Source organism: Mesorhizobium sp. B2-1-3 (assembly GCF_006442495.1).
Taxonomy (GTDB): Bacteria; Pseudomonadota; Alphaproteobacteria; order Rhizobiales; family Rhizobiaceae; genus Mesorhizobium.
The window spans coordinates 115448-129167 of the sequence record NZ_VFWL01000016.1 but is presented as its reverse complement, the minus strand read 5'-3'; the positions used below and the strand labels follow the sequence as shown (position 1 = coordinate 129167).

12 protein-coding genes are annotated in these 13720 nt (G+C 63.4%); 6 read left to right on the top strand and 6 right to left on the bottom strand.

The genetic code is table 11. The features are described from left to right. Positions 1-16 precede the first annotated feature (16 nt). The 6 genes from FJ973_RS23580 to FJ973_RS23555 all read left to right on the top strand — a co-directional run bounded on the left by FJ973_RS23580 (position 17) and on the right by FJ973_RS23555 (position 5838). A complete protein-coding gene (locus tag FJ973_RS23580; protein WP_140499861.1) occupies positions 17-499 on the top strand; it encodes a (2Fe-2S)-binding protein in 483 nt (160 codons plus the stop codon). Positions 500-509: 10 nt separating this feature from the next. Next, positions 510-1877 carry a xanthine dehydrogenase family protein molybdopterin-binding subunit gene (locus tag FJ973_RS31640; protein WP_140557949.1) on the top strand — a complete coding sequence of 456 codons (1368 nt, stop codon included), beginning with the start codon at positions 510-512 and terminating at the stop codon, positions 1875-1877. A gap of 1 nt (position 1878) precedes the next feature. Further along, positions 1879-2883, top strand: coding sequence for a molybdopterin cofactor-binding domain-containing protein (locus FJ973_RS31635; protein ID WP_140499865.1), 1005 nt, complete (start codon positions 1879-1881; stop codon positions 2881-2883). Positions 2884-2891: 8 nt separating this feature from the next. Further along, positions 2892-3773 carry a MoxR family ATPase gene (locus tag FJ973_RS23565; protein ID WP_140557947.1) on the top strand — a complete coding sequence of 294 codons (882 nt, stop codon included), beginning with the start codon at positions 2892-2894 and terminating at the stop codon, positions 3771-3773. A 101-nt stretch (positions 3774-3874) separates the two neighbouring features. Further along, positions 3875-4951 (top strand): VWA domain-containing protein, encoded by a 1077-nt coding sequence (locus tag FJ973_RS23560; RefSeq protein ID WP_181165282.1) that lies wholly within the window; start codon positions 3875-3877, stop codon positions 4949-4951. Next, complete coding sequence (locus FJ973_RS23555) at positions 4951-5838, top strand: amidohydrolase (RefSeq protein WP_181170942.1); 888 nt, start codon at positions 4951-4953, stop codon at positions 5836-5838. The genes FJ973_RS23560 and FJ973_RS23555 overlap by 1 nt, the downstream gene beginning before the upstream one ends. A gap of 11 nt (positions 5839-5849) precedes the next feature. Here the strand turns inward: FJ973_RS23555 and FJ973_RS23550 are convergent, their stop codons facing one another. The 6 genes from FJ973_RS23550 to FJ973_RS23525 all read right to left on the bottom strand — a co-directional run bounded on the left by FJ973_RS23550 (position 5850) and on the right by FJ973_RS23525 (position 13494). Continuing rightward, positions 5850-6257 (bottom strand): carboxymuconolactone decarboxylase family protein, encoded by a 408-nt coding sequence (locus FJ973_RS23550; RefSeq protein WP_140557944.1) that lies wholly within the window; start codon positions 6255-6257, stop codon positions 5850-5852. 181 nt (positions 6258-6438) lie between these two features. Next, on the bottom strand, positions 6439-7935 hold the full coding sequence (locus FJ973_RS23545) for a sugar ABC transporter ATP-binding protein (RefSeq protein WP_140515857.1): 1497 nt from the start codon (positions 7933-7935) through the stop codon (positions 6439-6441). Further along, positions 7935-8984, bottom strand: a complete 1050-nt coding sequence (locus FJ973_RS23540) for a hypothetical protein (protein ID WP_140557942.1) — start codon at positions 8982-8984, stop codon at positions 7935-7937. Before FJ973_RS23540 ends, FJ973_RS23545 begins: the two co-directional genes overlap by 1 nt. Next, positions 8981-11104 carry an SMP-30/gluconolactonase/LRE family protein gene (locus tag FJ973_RS23535; RefSeq protein ID WP_140557941.1) on the bottom strand — a complete coding sequence of 708 codons (2124 nt, stop codon included), beginning with the start codon at positions 11102-11104 and terminating at the stop codon, positions 8981-8983. The genes FJ973_RS23540 and FJ973_RS23535 overlap by 4 nt, the downstream gene beginning before the upstream one ends. A 259-nt stretch (positions 11105-11363) precedes the next feature. After that, positions 11364-12389 (bottom strand): sugar ABC transporter substrate-binding protein, encoded by a 1026-nt coding sequence (locus tag FJ973_RS23530; RefSeq protein ID WP_140557939.1) that lies wholly within the window; start codon positions 12387-12389, stop codon positions 11364-11366. A 118-nt stretch (positions 12390-12507) separates the two neighbouring features. Then, positions 12508-13494 carry an ABC transporter permease gene (locus FJ973_RS23525; RefSeq protein WP_140499878.1) on the bottom strand — a complete coding sequence of 329 codons (987 nt, stop codon included), beginning with the start codon at positions 13492-13494 and terminating at the stop codon, positions 12508-12510. Positions 13495-13720: the final 226 nt, after the last annotated feature.

The following is a 13720-nucleotide window of genomic DNA, read 5'->3' as shown; positions in this document are numbered from 1 at the left end:
CGCGCAAGGAGGAAGAATGGCAAAGGTTCCCGTCCAGTTCACGCTCAACGGTTCTGAGAAGGCCGAATTCGTCGAAAGCGGCACCACGCTGCTCAACGCCTTGCGCGACAAGATCGGCGACACTTCGCCGAAGGGCGGCTGCCATCAAGGCACCTGTGGCGCCTGCTCGGTGATCGTCGACGGTGAGCTCCGGCTGTCCTGTCTGACGCTCGCCGAAACCTGCAACGGCGCTGCCATCACCACCACATCGGGTCTTGCCGAAGGCGGCGTCCTGCATCCGCTGCAGCGCGCCTTTCTCGACGCCTTCGCCACCCAATGCGGCTTCTGCACGCCGGGCATGCTCATGGCGGCCAAGGTGTTGCTCGACCACACGCCCGATCCCAGCCGCGACGATGTCGTCGAAGCGCTGTCGGGCAACATATGCCGCTGTACAGGCTACGAGCCTATCATCCAGGCGGTGCTCACCGCCGCTCGCGCCAACTCGCAGAACGCGGCCTGAGGGAAGCAAGATGGAACTGCGCAAAAGCTATTTTTCGGACGTCCGCAAGGATGACCTCAACGAGATCGGCCAGCCGAGGCCCCGCTCGGATTCGCCCGGCCATGTCACCGGCAAAACCGCCTATTTCGCCGACCGCAACTTTCCCGGCATGCTGCATCTGAAGATGGTGCGCAGCCCGCACCATCATGCCCGCATCCGATCGATCGATACGTCCGAAGCGGAAAAACATCCGGGCGTGGTGAAAATTCTCACCGCCAGGGACGTCCCGCACAATGTCTACACCATCCTGATCCTGATCCAGATCGGGCCGGAGGACGAGGCGGTTCTGGCCGACGGCAAGGTGCGCTGGAAGGGCGAGGCCGTGGTGGCGGTGCTGGCCGAGACGGAGCGCGCCGCCCAGGAAGCCGCGGCCAAGGTCAAGGTCGACTACGAGGTGCTGCCGGCCGTCTTCGACATGGAGGAAGCGCTGAAGCCCGGCGCGCCCCTCGTCAACGAGTATCACGGCCAGAACTACTATCTCTATGACAGCGGCGAGTGCCGCAAGGTGCGCTTCGGCGATGTCGAGGCGGGGTTTGCCGAGGCCGACTACGTCCTCGAACAAAGCTACCAGTCCTCGCCGATAGAGCATGCGCCGACCGAGACCACCGGCTGTATCGTGGCACCGGAGGGCAATGACCGCTTCACCTGCTATACCAACACGCAGGCGATGTTCTTCACCCTCGACAACACGTCGATCATTTTGCAGATGCCGGGCAGCAAGCTGCATTTCGTCGGCGGCACGGTCGGCGGCGGCTTTGGCGGCAAGGTCGATGTCATCGTCGAACCGATCGCGATCCTCGGCGCCAAGCTAACAGGGCGACCGGTCTGTTTTACCTACAGCCGCGAGGAGGAGATGCAGATCTCGTCACCTCGCGCGGCCGAAAAGGTCGTCATCAAGGACGGCGTGATGAAGGACGGCCGCATCGTCGCGCGCAAAGTCACCGGCTACACCGACGCCGGCGCCTACTCCCGCCATTCGCCCTATGGCGCCCAGAAGGGCGCGGGGCACTATCCCGGCCCCTACACCATCCCCAATGTCTGGATCGACACGTACTGCGTCTACACCAACCGCACCCCCTCCTCCGCCATGCGCGGCTTCGGCGTCACCATCGGTGACTTCGCGCTGGAGGTGCAGATGGACAAGCTGGCGCGGCTGATCGGCATGGATCCGCTCGAATTCCGCTTCATCAACGCCTATCGCGACGGCGATATGAAGGCGCATCGCCAGCCGACCGAAGGGGCGGCCCTCATAGAGTGCATGCAGGAGGCCTCGCGCGCGGCCAACTGGCCCGTGGCTGAGAAATACATGGCAATGTCCTCCTACGTGAAGGGAGCTTGAGATGGCGATCAGGCGTGGACGCGGCGTCGCCGCGATTAACTATCCCACGGGCATGAACCTTGGCGGCGATCCCACCCAGGCGCTGGTGCATTCGACCCCAACCGGCAATTTCATGGTGACCCTATCATCGGTCGATCTCGGCCAGGGCATGAAGCAGATCATGGCGCAGATCTGCGCCGAGACAATCGGCGTGCCGACCGACCGCGTCGTCGTCGACACCGCCGATACCGACACCGGCCCGCACTGCATGGGCACTTTCGCCTCGCGCGGCACGCACCGCGCCGGCAACGCCGTCATCCAGGCGGCGAGGGAAGCCCGCCAGGTGATGCTGGAAGTGGCGGCGGAGGAATTGGAGGTGAACGCCTCCGACCTCGAGACCGACGGCCAGGGCAACATCCTGGTGAAAGGGGCGCCGCAGAAATCGATCTCGATCTTCGACGTCGCGCTTTCGGCGCATTTCAAGCGCGGCCGCTCGATCTCGGGACGCGGCATGTTTCTCATCCCGCGCTCCTATCCGGAGAAGGAGACCGGCGCGATGAAGCCGTCGACCTGCTACGCGCATGCCTGCACCGTGGCGGAGGTCGAGGTCGACGACGAGACCGGCGAGGTGACGGTGCTGGCGGTGAAGAACGTCTTCGAGATCGGCCGTGCGCTGAACCCCAAGATGGTCGAGCAGCAGCTGGTCGGCGGCTCCTGGATGGGCATCAGCCACGCGCTCTACGAAACGACCGAGCCCTATTATCCCAGCCGTGACCACGGCGGCACCGACTTCAATCAGTATCTGATGCCAGGTCCCGGCGATCTGGCCGAAACCGAGGTCATCGTGCTGGAGCGGCCCTCGGCAGATGGTCCTTACGGCGCCAAGGGGCCCGGCGAAATGTGCGCCAATCCACAGATTCCGGCGGTCGCCAATGCCGTTTTCGACGCTGTCGGCGTGCGCATCGACACGCTACCGATCACGCCGGAACGCATTTTGCGTGCGCTCAAGGCGCAAGCGACGACCTGAGGACCGACATGCCCGAGGTAAACGCCGAAACGGTCGCGACTTCGCCAGAAGCGGTCGCCGAGCGCCTCGCTGCCTCGCATTATCTGGCTGATGAAAGCCTGGCGACGGCTATCTTCCTGGCGATCCGGCTGGGCAAGCCGCTGCTGCTCGAAGGCGCTCCGGGCGTCGGCAAGACGGAAGCGGCCAAGGCAATCGCCGGGCTGCTCGGCCGCGATCTGGTGCGGTTGCAATGCTATGAAGGCATAGACGCCGCGCATGCACTCTATGAGTGGAACTACCAGCGCCAGCTGCTCGCCATCCGCCATGCCGGCGAGCAAGAAGTCGATATCTACGACGACCGCTTTCTGATCGCCCGCCCGCTGCTGCAGGTCCTGAAGGCGCCGGAGCAGCGCATCCTGCTGGTCGACGAGATCGACCGTTCCGACCACGAATTCGAGGCGCTGCTGTTGGAGTTTCTTTCCGACTTCCAGATCAGCATTCCCGAGCGCGGCACCATCCGCGCCACCGCACAGCCGATCGTCATCCTGACCTCCAACCGCACCCGCGAACTCGCCGAAGCGCTCCGGCGGCGTTGCGTCTATCACTGGATTGGCTATCCCGATGCCGAGCGTGAGGCGGCCATCATCATGCTGCGCGCCGGCGATGTCGCAGAGGCAACGGCACGCGCCGTGGCCACAGCCGTGCAGACCATCCGCGCGCGTCCACTCGCCAAGCCGCCCGGCATCGCCGAGGCGGTCGAATGGGCCAATGCCGCGACCATTCTCGAAAAAGACGGCAGTCCATGGCCGGAAGCCTTCCGCCGCGCCATCGGCGTGCTGATCAAGGACGAGGAGGATCTGTCCTACATCGCGCCCGAGCTCGGCCGGATCGTCGACGAGGTGCTGGCGTGAGCCGCGACGTCATTCAGCAACGCGGGCGGGGCAGCGCCCCCCTCTGTCCTGCCGGACATCTCCCCCGCGCCGCAACGCCCTTGCTCAGCTTCGCTCGCCTGCTGCGCCGCTACGGCTTCGCTATTGCCCCGGAACAAGTCTCCCGCTTCATGCAGGCCGTGACCCTGCTGGGGCCGCGCTCGATGGCGGACATCCGTGAGGCGGCCCTGGCCACACTAGCGCCGCCGCCTGACCGCCGCGACGAATTCGAAGCGCATTTCCAGAGCCATTTCTATGGCAACGCGTCAGCTGTGATCGAAGGCGATGCAGACGAGGAAACGCGCATCAAGGATGATGGCGGTGCCGACGACGAACGGATCGAGGCCGAGCAGAAACAGGAAGGCGGCGAGTTGTCTTCCGCCCTGGAGCAGTTGAGCTCGCGCGACTTCCAGCGCGACGACGACAGTCTGACCGCGTTTCGCCGAAAGCTGTCATCGGCCCTGCCCGCCCGACGTTCCTTCCGCACCGTGCGTACCCATTCGCGCGGCAAGCTCGACCTGCGCCGCTCGCTCAGGGAAATCGTCGGCGCAGATGGCGATGTCCCCTCGCCGCTGCTGCGCCGCCGCCAGACCGTGCCGCGCAAACTGCTGCTCTTGATCGATGTCTCCGGCTCGATGAAGCTGCACACCGCCGACTATCTCAAGCTGGCGCATGCCGCCGTGCAGGGCGCGGACCGCGCCGAGATCTTTACCTTCGGCACGCGGCTCACCCGCATCACCTCGGCATTGCGCATCCGCGACCGCGATCAGGCGCTGGCGCGCGCGGCGGCCCAGGTCGACGATTGGGATGGCGGCACCCGCATGGGACCGACCCTGCTGGCATTCCTCTCGGTGCCGCGCTTTTCGTCGTTCACGCGCGGCGCCGCGGTCGTCATTCTCTCCGACGCGCTGGAGCGCGGCGACCATGCCGAACTGGAGATTGCCATGCGCAGGCTTAGCGCCCGCGCCTTCCGGCTGTCGCTGGCGACCCCGCTGGCCGGCGATCCGCGCTTCCAGCCGGCGACAGCGGCGCTGCGCGCCATCCTGCCCGACCTCGACGATCTGGTCGACGGCTCGTCGCTGGCCGGCCTCACCGATTTCATCCTGTCGCTCGCACGCCCCGCCCCGGCGGCCGCGACCATCTGGAAAAGGGTATCGTGATGCAGAAAGCCATCGACGCGCATTTCCACATCTGGCGCCAGAAGGACCAACCATGGCTGGTCGGCCCGATGGTGCCGCGCATCTTCGGCCCTTACGAACCGATCCGCCGCGACTATCCGATCGATGAATTTTTGGCCGACCAAAAAGGTTCGGGCGTCGAAAAAGCCGTTTATGTCCAGACCAACTGGGCCAAGGAGGATTTCGAGAAGGAGGTCGCCTTCCTGCAGAAGACCGCTGACGAGACCGGCTGGCCGCACGCCATCGTCGGCTATGCCGACATGACGGTGGACGATGTCAGGCCGCAGATCGACCGGTTGATGAAATACAGGCTGCTGCGCGGCGTGCGCATGCAACTGCACTGGCACGAGACCCCGGCCTTCCGCTTCGCCGCCTCGGCCGACCAGGTGATCGACCCCAAGGTCCGCGCCAACGTCGCGCGGCTGAAGGATTACGGCCTGTCCTTCGACCTGCAGCTCTTCCCCGCCCAGATGAAGGACGGGCTGACGCTGGTCGGCGAAAACCCGGAGACGAATTTCATCCTGACCCACGCCGGCATGCTGACCGGCATGGAACCGGAAACCACCGAAGCCTGGAAGGCCGGCCTGCGCGCACTGTCGGCGGCGCCCAATCTCTACGCCAAGCTGTCTGGCCTCGGCACCTTCGTTCACCGCAACGACCCGGCGCTGATCGCCTACATCATCGACAATGCGATCGATATTCTTGGCAGCGACCATCTGATGTTCGGCTCGAACTTCCCGATCGAGAAGCTCTGGACTGGCCACGCCGAACTGATCAAGGCGCACCGCGATGCGGTGGAGAAGCATGGCACGGCGGCGGAAGCCGACATTTTCTGGAACGCGGCGGAGAAGGTTTACAGGCCGGTGTAGCGCGTCTTTCCTCACTTCACCTCGAACTGTGGATCGACCGGGATCTGCATTGCCGTCACCAGATGGTTGGTCTGTCCCGCCAACCCGATGATCGACACCAGTTCGCCATGCTGTGCGTCTGTCATGCCCTTGGCGCGCGCCGCCGCGGTGTGCGAATGGACGCAATAGGAGCAGCCATTGGCGGTCGACACCGCGATGTAGATCATCTCCTTGGTCAACGGATCGATGGCACTGTCTGCAACCATCACCGCCTTGAGCTGTTCCCAGATACGCTTCAGCGCCACAGGATCATTGGCCAGCCCGCGCCAGAAATTATTGACGAAATCGGATTTGCGCGTCGCGCGGATGTCGTCGAACACCGCCTTTAAGGCCGGGATTTTCTCCACCTCGGCATCGCTCAGGAGTCTGGTGGTGGCCATGGTGTTTCCTTTCGTTTTTCAATGCCGGACGTTTGAATCGGACGCTGAACAGCCGCCGCCAATCCATTCACTTCATTCGCCTATTCGCCTTTTGCGACGCAAACGGCACCGCGAGGGTATGTCGAGATTCAAGTCAAGCTGGCGTTTGCAGGCCGGCCTCACCTGAATACCGACACACTCTCTAATGCACCGCCGCATACATAATCTTCTCCTCCGTCGCCTCGGCCGGCGAAAACTCCTCGACGATACGGCCCTGGCGGCAGACCAGGATCCGGTCGGACAGGTTCATGATCTCCGGCAGGTAGGACGAGATGACGACGACGGCCAGACCCTCGTCGGCCAGCCGGTTGATGATCTGGTGGATCTCGGCGATGGCGCCGACATCGACGCCGCGCGTCGGCTCGTCGAAGATGACCACGCGCGGCTTCTGCACCAGCCCCTTGCCGATCACCACCTTCTGCTGGTTGCCGCCGGAAAGCTCGACCACGCGCGCATTGTCGTTGATCGCCCTGATGTTCAGCGTCTTGGTCCATTCGGCGGAGAGCGCGCGCATCTCCTGCTGATTGATCACCCAGCCTTTTTCGCGGCCGGCCGCCAGCAGCCCGCCGAACAGGTTCTCGGCAATGCCCATCGTCTCGAAAATGCCTTCGCTCTTGCGATCCTCCGTGACGTAGACGATGCCGTCGGCCACCGCTTCGCTCGGCACGAGATAGCGCACCGGCCTGTCGTCCAGCTCGATCGCCCCGCCGCGCAGGAAATCGCGTTTGTAGATGCCGGACACGATTTTGAACGTCTCGGTACGGCCGGAGCCGATCAGCCCGAAGACGCCGGTGATCTGGCCTTCGAAGATCGAGAACGAATTGTTGCGCACGACATTGCTCATTGAGATGTCCTGCACCGACAGAACTTTCTTGCCCGCCTTGCGCAGCCTGGCCTCGTCTCGCTGGCGATAGATCTGCCCGGACAGCATGCGCCCGACCATGGCGGCAACGATCCGGTCGCGATCGAAGGCCGACGTGTCGTCGGTGATGACCAACTCGCCGTCGCGCAGGATGGTGATGCGGTCGGCAATCAGCAGCGCCTCTTCCAGCGCATGGCTGATGAAGACGATGGAGACGCCGCGCGCCTTGAGCCGCCGGATCAGCGCGAAGAAGTGCCGCTTTTCCTCCGGCGTCAACGTCGCGGTCGGCTCGTCGAAGATGATGATCTCGGCATTGTGGTGCACGGCGCGCGCGATCTCGACCATCTGGCGCTTGGCCGCGCCAAGCGTCGCCACCATGGCGTTCGGGTCGACCGGAAAATTCAGCGACTGCAGGAACTGCTGCGCGGAAATGTAGGTGCCGCGCAGCCGGTTGAGGAATTTCTCGGTGCCGAGATAAAGATTCTGCGCCACCGTCATCGACGGCACCAGGCTGGTCTCCTGGAACACCATTGCGATGCCCGCCTCGAGCGCCGCATGCGGCGAGGCGTAAGCGATCTCGCGTCCCTTGTGGAACATCTTGCCCGAACTGGCGTCGACCACTCCGGCGATGATCTTGGTCAGCGTCGACTTGCCGGCGCCGTTTTCGCCGAGCAGCGCGTGGATCTCGCCCTTGCGCAATTCGAAGCTGACATTCTTGACCGCGGGCACGCCGCGATAATTTTTGGTGACATTCTCCAAGCGCACGATTGGTTCCATCAAAACCCCCCGGCATCGACAGCCAACACGCAGTCGCCGCCCTTCGAGGCGACGAACAGTTCGCCATCTTTTTCAACCACGCTGCAAATGCCGTGACGTATGCCGTTGGCGCGGCTGTGCAGGCTGAACCGAGGCTGCATGTTCTGGTCGAGCCTGACCACCAGACCGTAGGAGCGGCTCGGCGACCAGGGCTTGTGGATGCCCATCGTGCGGATGCCGCCGCATTGCAGCGGTTCGAGGAAGCTGCGGCTTGAGGCCAGAGCCGGTGCGATCCAATAGGCCGGCGGCACCTGCTCGATCATGTCCTGACGGTAATGCGTCTCCTGCAGCACGAATTCGATCAGCCGGTTGCGCGGCGCAAACAGGGTCAGCCAGGCGCCGCCATCGGCTGCCGGCGACAGCCGCGCGGGATAGCCGGGCAGATGGGTCAACACCGTCGAGCGGCTGCCGCTTGCCGCCTCGAAGCGGATGAGCTGATGGCGCCAGCTCTCGCTCACCAGCACATCCCTGCCGATGGGATGGAGCCCATAGGGAAAGGCGATGGCGCCGGCCACCTTGCGGAAGGTCCCGCCTGCCGCATCCTGCTTCCAAAGCGATCCGGACGCGCCTTTCTTCATCAGGTCGGCCGCCCATTGTGATGGTGCGAATTCGGCCGAGCCATTGGCCAGCCACAGCGCACCATCATCGGCATAGGCGAGCGCGGTCATGCAGCTGACACCAGCCGGTAGCGAAACATCCCTACCGCCGACCAGGAGCTTGCCGCTTTCCAATCCGACCGTCAGCTCACCCGATGGCGAGAACGCCAGCGCGGTAACGGTGGACGCAAAGGTCTCGACCAACTTGGGCGCGGTACCGGCGGCAATCGAATAGACGGCGTTGCCGCTGGAAGCGAGCAGCTTGTCGCCAGAGATCAGCAGATTGTCCGGCTCGGTCAGTTCGGCAAAAGCCGGCGCATCGTCAAGCTGCGTGTTGGGTCGGAAAGCGCCATCCAGCGGCGGGATCGTCACCGCCTTGCCGCGAAATAAATCCAGGATGGGATCGAGGATCATCGCTTTGCTCCCCAATAGGAAGCCGGGCTGGTCCAATTCGGGTCGGCGCTAGCAATCTTGTAGCGGCCGATGCGGTTGTTGAGGATGCCGCCGACGAAGAGATATCCCTTGTGCTCGCGCATCGAGGTGACCATCGGATGCGCGCCGCCCGAGAGGTCGCCCATCGCTTCGACGATGTCGCCCTCCTCCGTGAATTTCACCACGCCCCCGGTGTTGATGTTGGGGAACAGCCATTCGTCCTGCGGCAGCCGGCGTGTCATGCGCTTGCGCATGTCGGGATGGCGCAGCGACAGGTCGAAGCTCGGGGTGCGCATGCCGAGCCACGCCATCCAGTAATTGCCGTCGGAAGCGCGGTTGATGTTGTCGGGGTAGCCCGGCATGTCCCGGATGACGCATTCGGCGATGCCGGCCTTCGGCCCTTCCAGCCAGTAGCGATGCACACGGCAGGCCCAGCTCTCGGCGAAGAACAGCGACTTGCCATCATGCGCCATGCAGACGCCGTTGGTGTAGCGGTAGCCGTCGAGCAGCGTCCTGGTCGATCCGTCCTTCGGATCATAGACCAGCAGGCGGCCGGTGGCGCGGTTCTCGATCGAATCCAGCGCCCAGTCATGCGCGTCGTAGCGCTTGGTCGAGTCGGTGAAATAGATGCGGCCGTCCGGTGCTATGTCGCAGTCGTTGGGATCGCGCAGCCGTGCGTCGTCGACGACCGATGTCCAGGAGCGCGACGTTTCGGCCGACAGGCGTTTGACCTCACGATCGGGCGAGACGGAATAGAGCCCCATGGCGCCGACACAACTGATCAGATTGCCTGATTTGTCGAAGGCAAGGCCGAGCGGAAAGCCGCCGATATGAGCGAACACTTCCGACTTCACATAGCCCGGCGCGAAGAAGCGGACGATCTCGCCATGGCGCGTGCCGCAATAGAGGTGGTCGTCACGGTCGAGAATGACATCTTCCGGTCCTTCCAGTTCGCCGAGCCCGATATGGTCGGCGCCCGACAGCCTGTCGTCGAGTTCGTAGGATGTGCCGGAGCCGGGCGCCGCCGACTGCGTCTCGCCCATCCTGAGATAGACCGGCGCGACATAGACCTCGTTCAGCACCTTGTGGCGGTTCTTCAGCCAGCGGATGTCGATCGTCACCGCCACTGCCAGCATGATGCCCAGCACCATCTGGTTGGTGCCGGTGCCGTAGCCCAGCCTGATCAGGCCGTTGGTCATGGTCAAAACGATGATGGCGCCCATCAGCCCCTTGATCACCGAGCCGCGCCCGCCTCCGAGGCTGACACCGCCGACCACCGCCGCGGTCAGCGCCATGATCTCGAGGTTGAGGCCGGTGCCCGGCCCTGCTCCGCTCAGCCGGCAAGCTATGAGGAAGCCGCCGATCGAGGCGCAGAAGCCTGAGAAGACATAAGTCATGAACACGGTGCGGCGCACACGGATGCCGGCATTGTGGGCAGAGCGCCGGGAGCCGCCAACCGCCAGCACATGCCAGCCGGGCCGCGAGCGCGTCAGCGCGATATGAGTGACGATGGCGAGGATAATGGCCAACCACACCGAGACCGACAGGCCCCAGAAGGTGCCGTCGCCGATGAAGTCGAGCACAGCGGAGGTGGCTTGGGACAGCTGCACATCGGCGGCATAGGTGGTGACCAGGATGTCGAACAGCGCCCGCCCGAAAATGAAGGTCACCAGCGTGGTGAGGAAGGCGCGCAGCCTGAGGTATCCGACGAGATAGCCGTTGACGGCGCCGAAGACGAGGCCGGCGGCAAGCGAAGCGGCCAGCGCCAGCCAGATCGACTGTTCGAGGATGAAGAAGACATAGACGGCCGAAAAGCAGGACAGCGCAAAGATCGAGCCGACCGACAGGTCGATGCCGCCGCCAAGCATCACCACCGTCATGCCGGTGACGACCATCGAGAATTCACCGAGCTGGCGGGTCGATTCCTGCAGCGAGGTAAGTTTGAAGAAGCCCGGAATGATCGAACCGAACACGCCGAGTGTTGCCACCAGTGCCAGGAAGGGAATGGCATTGTCGGTCCAGCGCTTGGTCAGTATCTCGCCGACCAGATGGTCGGGCACGAGATTGTAGCGCCAGGCCTGGAGGCGTTCGCGAAAGGACATCAGGTCACTGCTATTGCGAGAGAAGAGAAAAAGGTGGCCGGGTAATCGCTCCGGAGCAATTCTCAACTTCGCCGCTGCCCCTCATCCGCCTGCCGGCACCTTCTCCCCGTGAAGAACGGGGAGAAGGGATAAGCTCCAGCGTCGACACCCCCTCTCCCCGTTTTCACGAAGAGAGGGTAAGGTGAGGGGCAGCGCCGAGGTTGGAGATTGTCCACGTACAACCCGGCCGCCATGTTGATATCAGGCGTAAACTCGCGACCTACTTCGCCGCAGCTTCCGCTTGCAGCGCCTTCAGGTCCCAGCAGCTGTCGGGCTTGAGGTCGGCCTTGGTCGTCGCCTTCTCCAGCGTGTAGATGTAGGTGTGCGACGTGCCGGCCGGCTGGCCGCTCTGCAGCAGGAACTTTATGATGGCGTTCATGTCCCCCGACTGCCGGGCAAGGTCGGTCATGACAACCGCGCCATAAGTGCCGTCCTGCAGCTTGTCGCAGTCGGCCGCCTTTTCGCCGCCTCCGGTGGTGACCAGGAAAACCTTGCCCTCGAGCTTGGCATCACGGATCGCGGCCGACGCGCCAGTAGCATCACCATCCCAGAAGTCGATGATCGAGCAGATGTCGGGGTTCTGCTGCAGCATCGTCGTCGTGACATTGCGCGAGGTGGTCGCATCCCAGTTGGAGTCGGGCTTGGCCACGACCTGAAACTCGGGATGCTTTTCCAGTACCTTCATGATGCCGGCGTACTGATAAAGGCTGGAGGAGTTCGCTTGATCGCCCTGCACAAGGCCGATCTTTTTGGACGAGTTCTCGCCGCAGCCCTTGATCGCGGCTTCCGCCTCGAGTTGGCCGAGCCGGTCCCAATCGCTGCCGACAAAGGCATCGGCCGGGAAATTGGCGGGATTGTCGACCAGGATCACGTAGGTGCCGGCTGCCTGCGCCTTCTTCATCAGCTTGGAGTAGGAATTGAGGTCGGGCGCGTGGATGATCAGCACGTCAGGCCTGGTGTCGGAGGAGATGGCATCGGTGATCGCCTGCGCGCCGGCATCGACGACCCAGTTCGGATCGCGCGTCTCGAACGTGCCGCCCCAGGCCTCGACTTCGGTCTTCAGATAGTGCGCCCAGCCCTGCGCCAGGTCGAAGCCCATCGCCAGCGGCACCAGCATGACGCGTTTGCTCTTGAGTGCCTGCGCATAGGCAGCGGGGCCCGGATCGTCGGCAGCGAAGCTCGGCGCCACGAACGCGGTGACCGCAAGCGCCGTCGCGGCGGCCATCAATGTTTTGATCAGTTTCATGTCACATCCTCTGGTTGGTCGTTGTTATTTACGGCCGGCCCCAACCGTCCGCTTTGGTTTAGTCTTCCTGTTTGAGCATGATCTTTTCCGAAAAGTTCCCACTTTTCGGGATCATGCTCTAGATGTCGCCCTGCTGCGCCGTCTGTTCGTCACGCGGATTGATGATGCCGTCGACGATGATGGCACCGAGCAGGATCGCCGCCTTGATCAGGTTTTGGTAGAGCAGCGGAATGTCGATGATGGTCATCGCATTGAGCAGGATGCCGATCAGCGCCGCTCCGACCAGCACGTTTCGCACCCCGCCTCGTCCGCCCGAAAGCCCGATGCCCCCGATCACCGCCACCAGCACGATGTCGTAGAGCAGCGTCGAGTTGACGACGCGGGTGTTGATCGAATGCAGGCTGGCCGCTGTCAGCAGGCCGGCGATCAGCGCCACGAAGGCGGAAAGCACATAGCGCAGCACCAGCATCGGCCGCACTGGAATACCGATGTTGCGCGCGGCGACCGGATTATCGCCGGCGAAATAGATGTAGCGGCCCCATTTGGTGTAGCGCAGGAACAGGAAGAACAGGAAAGCCAGTGCAGCGAAGACGAACACCTCGATGGGAATGTCGAGGAAGCGCAGGCCGCCAAGCAGTTCCACCCAATGGCCCTGCGGCACCGGAACCGCATCCTGCGTGATCAGTTGCGAGCGCACATAGCCGAAGACGAAGGAGCCGGTGGCAAGCGTCACGAAGATCGCCGGCACGTCGGCGTAAGCGACGAGAAAGCCGTTGAGCAGGCCGATGGCGAGCACGCCGGCCAGCACATAGGCGAAGGCGAGCCCGTCAGGCGTTCCTGAATTCATCAACTGCAGATACCAGGCGACCGACATCGCCATGATCGCCACCGCCGAGAGGTCGATGCCACGGCCAATGATGACGACCGCCATGCCCAATGCCAATATGCCCAGTACCGAGACCGAACGAACGATGGCAACGAGATTGTTCGGAGCGATGAAGCCCGGCAGGCCTATGGCCGCGGCAATGAACAGCATCACCGCTATGGCAAAGACAATACCTTCCTGGTTCAGGCTCTTGAAACTCGGCCGACCGATCGCGTTCATTGTCTGTCTTCACCCCGGCGGCAGCGCTGCCGCCCCTGGGAAGAAAGCTAATCGGCTCAACGTCGGTTCGTCAAATGAATCCGCGTTCAAAACACGGACTGCCGACGAGACTCGCGATGTGGACGCATTGATTGCTGATGCTGGCGCAATGCCCGGAAACTTCGGCACTTTTGGCAATTGTTTGCGCCATCCCTGCGTCTTGCGCAAGCACGACACCAAGGCGCAA

Coding starts and splice junctions, on each gene's coding strand:
- FJ973_RS23580 (WP_140499861.1), top strand. CDS start 17: ATGGCAAAGGTTCCCGTCCAGTTCACGCTCAACGGTTCTGAGAAGGCC.
- FJ973_RS31640 (WP_140557949.1), top strand. CDS start 510: ATGGAACTGCGCAAAAGCTATTTTTCGGACGTCCGCAAGGATGACCTC.
- FJ973_RS31635 (WP_140499865.1), top strand. CDS start 1,879: ATGGCGATCAGGCGTGGACGCGGCGTCGCCGCGATTAACTATCCCACG.
- FJ973_RS23565 (WP_140557947.1), top strand. CDS start 2,892: ATGCCCGAGGTAAACGCCGAAACGGTCGCGACTTCGCCAGAAGCGGTC.
- FJ973_RS23555 (WP_181170942.1), top strand. CDS start 4,951: ATGCAGAAAGCCATCGACGCGCATTTCCACATCTGGCGCCAGAAGGAC.
- FJ973_RS23550 (WP_140557944.1), bottom strand. CDS start 6,257: ATGGCCACCACCAGACTCCTGAGCGATGCCGAGGTGGAGAAAATCCCG.
- FJ973_RS23545 (WP_140515857.1), bottom strand. CDS start 7,935: ATGGAACCAATCGTGCGCTTGGAGAATGTCACCAAAAATTATCGCGGC.
- FJ973_RS23540 (WP_140557942.1), bottom strand. CDS start 8,984: ATGATCCTCGATCCCATCCTGGATTTATTTCGCGGCAAGGCGGTGACG.
- FJ973_RS23535 (WP_140557941.1), bottom strand. CDS start 11,104: ATGTCCTTTCGCGAACGCCTCCAGGCCTGGCGCTACAATCTCGTGCCC.
- FJ973_RS23530 (WP_140557939.1), bottom strand. CDS start 12,389: ATGAAACTGATCAAAACATTGATGGCCGCCGCGACGGCGCTTGCGGTC.
- FJ973_RS23525 (WP_140499878.1), bottom strand. CDS start 13,494: ATGAACGCGATCGGTCGGCCGAGTTTCAAGAGCCTGAACCAGGAAGGT.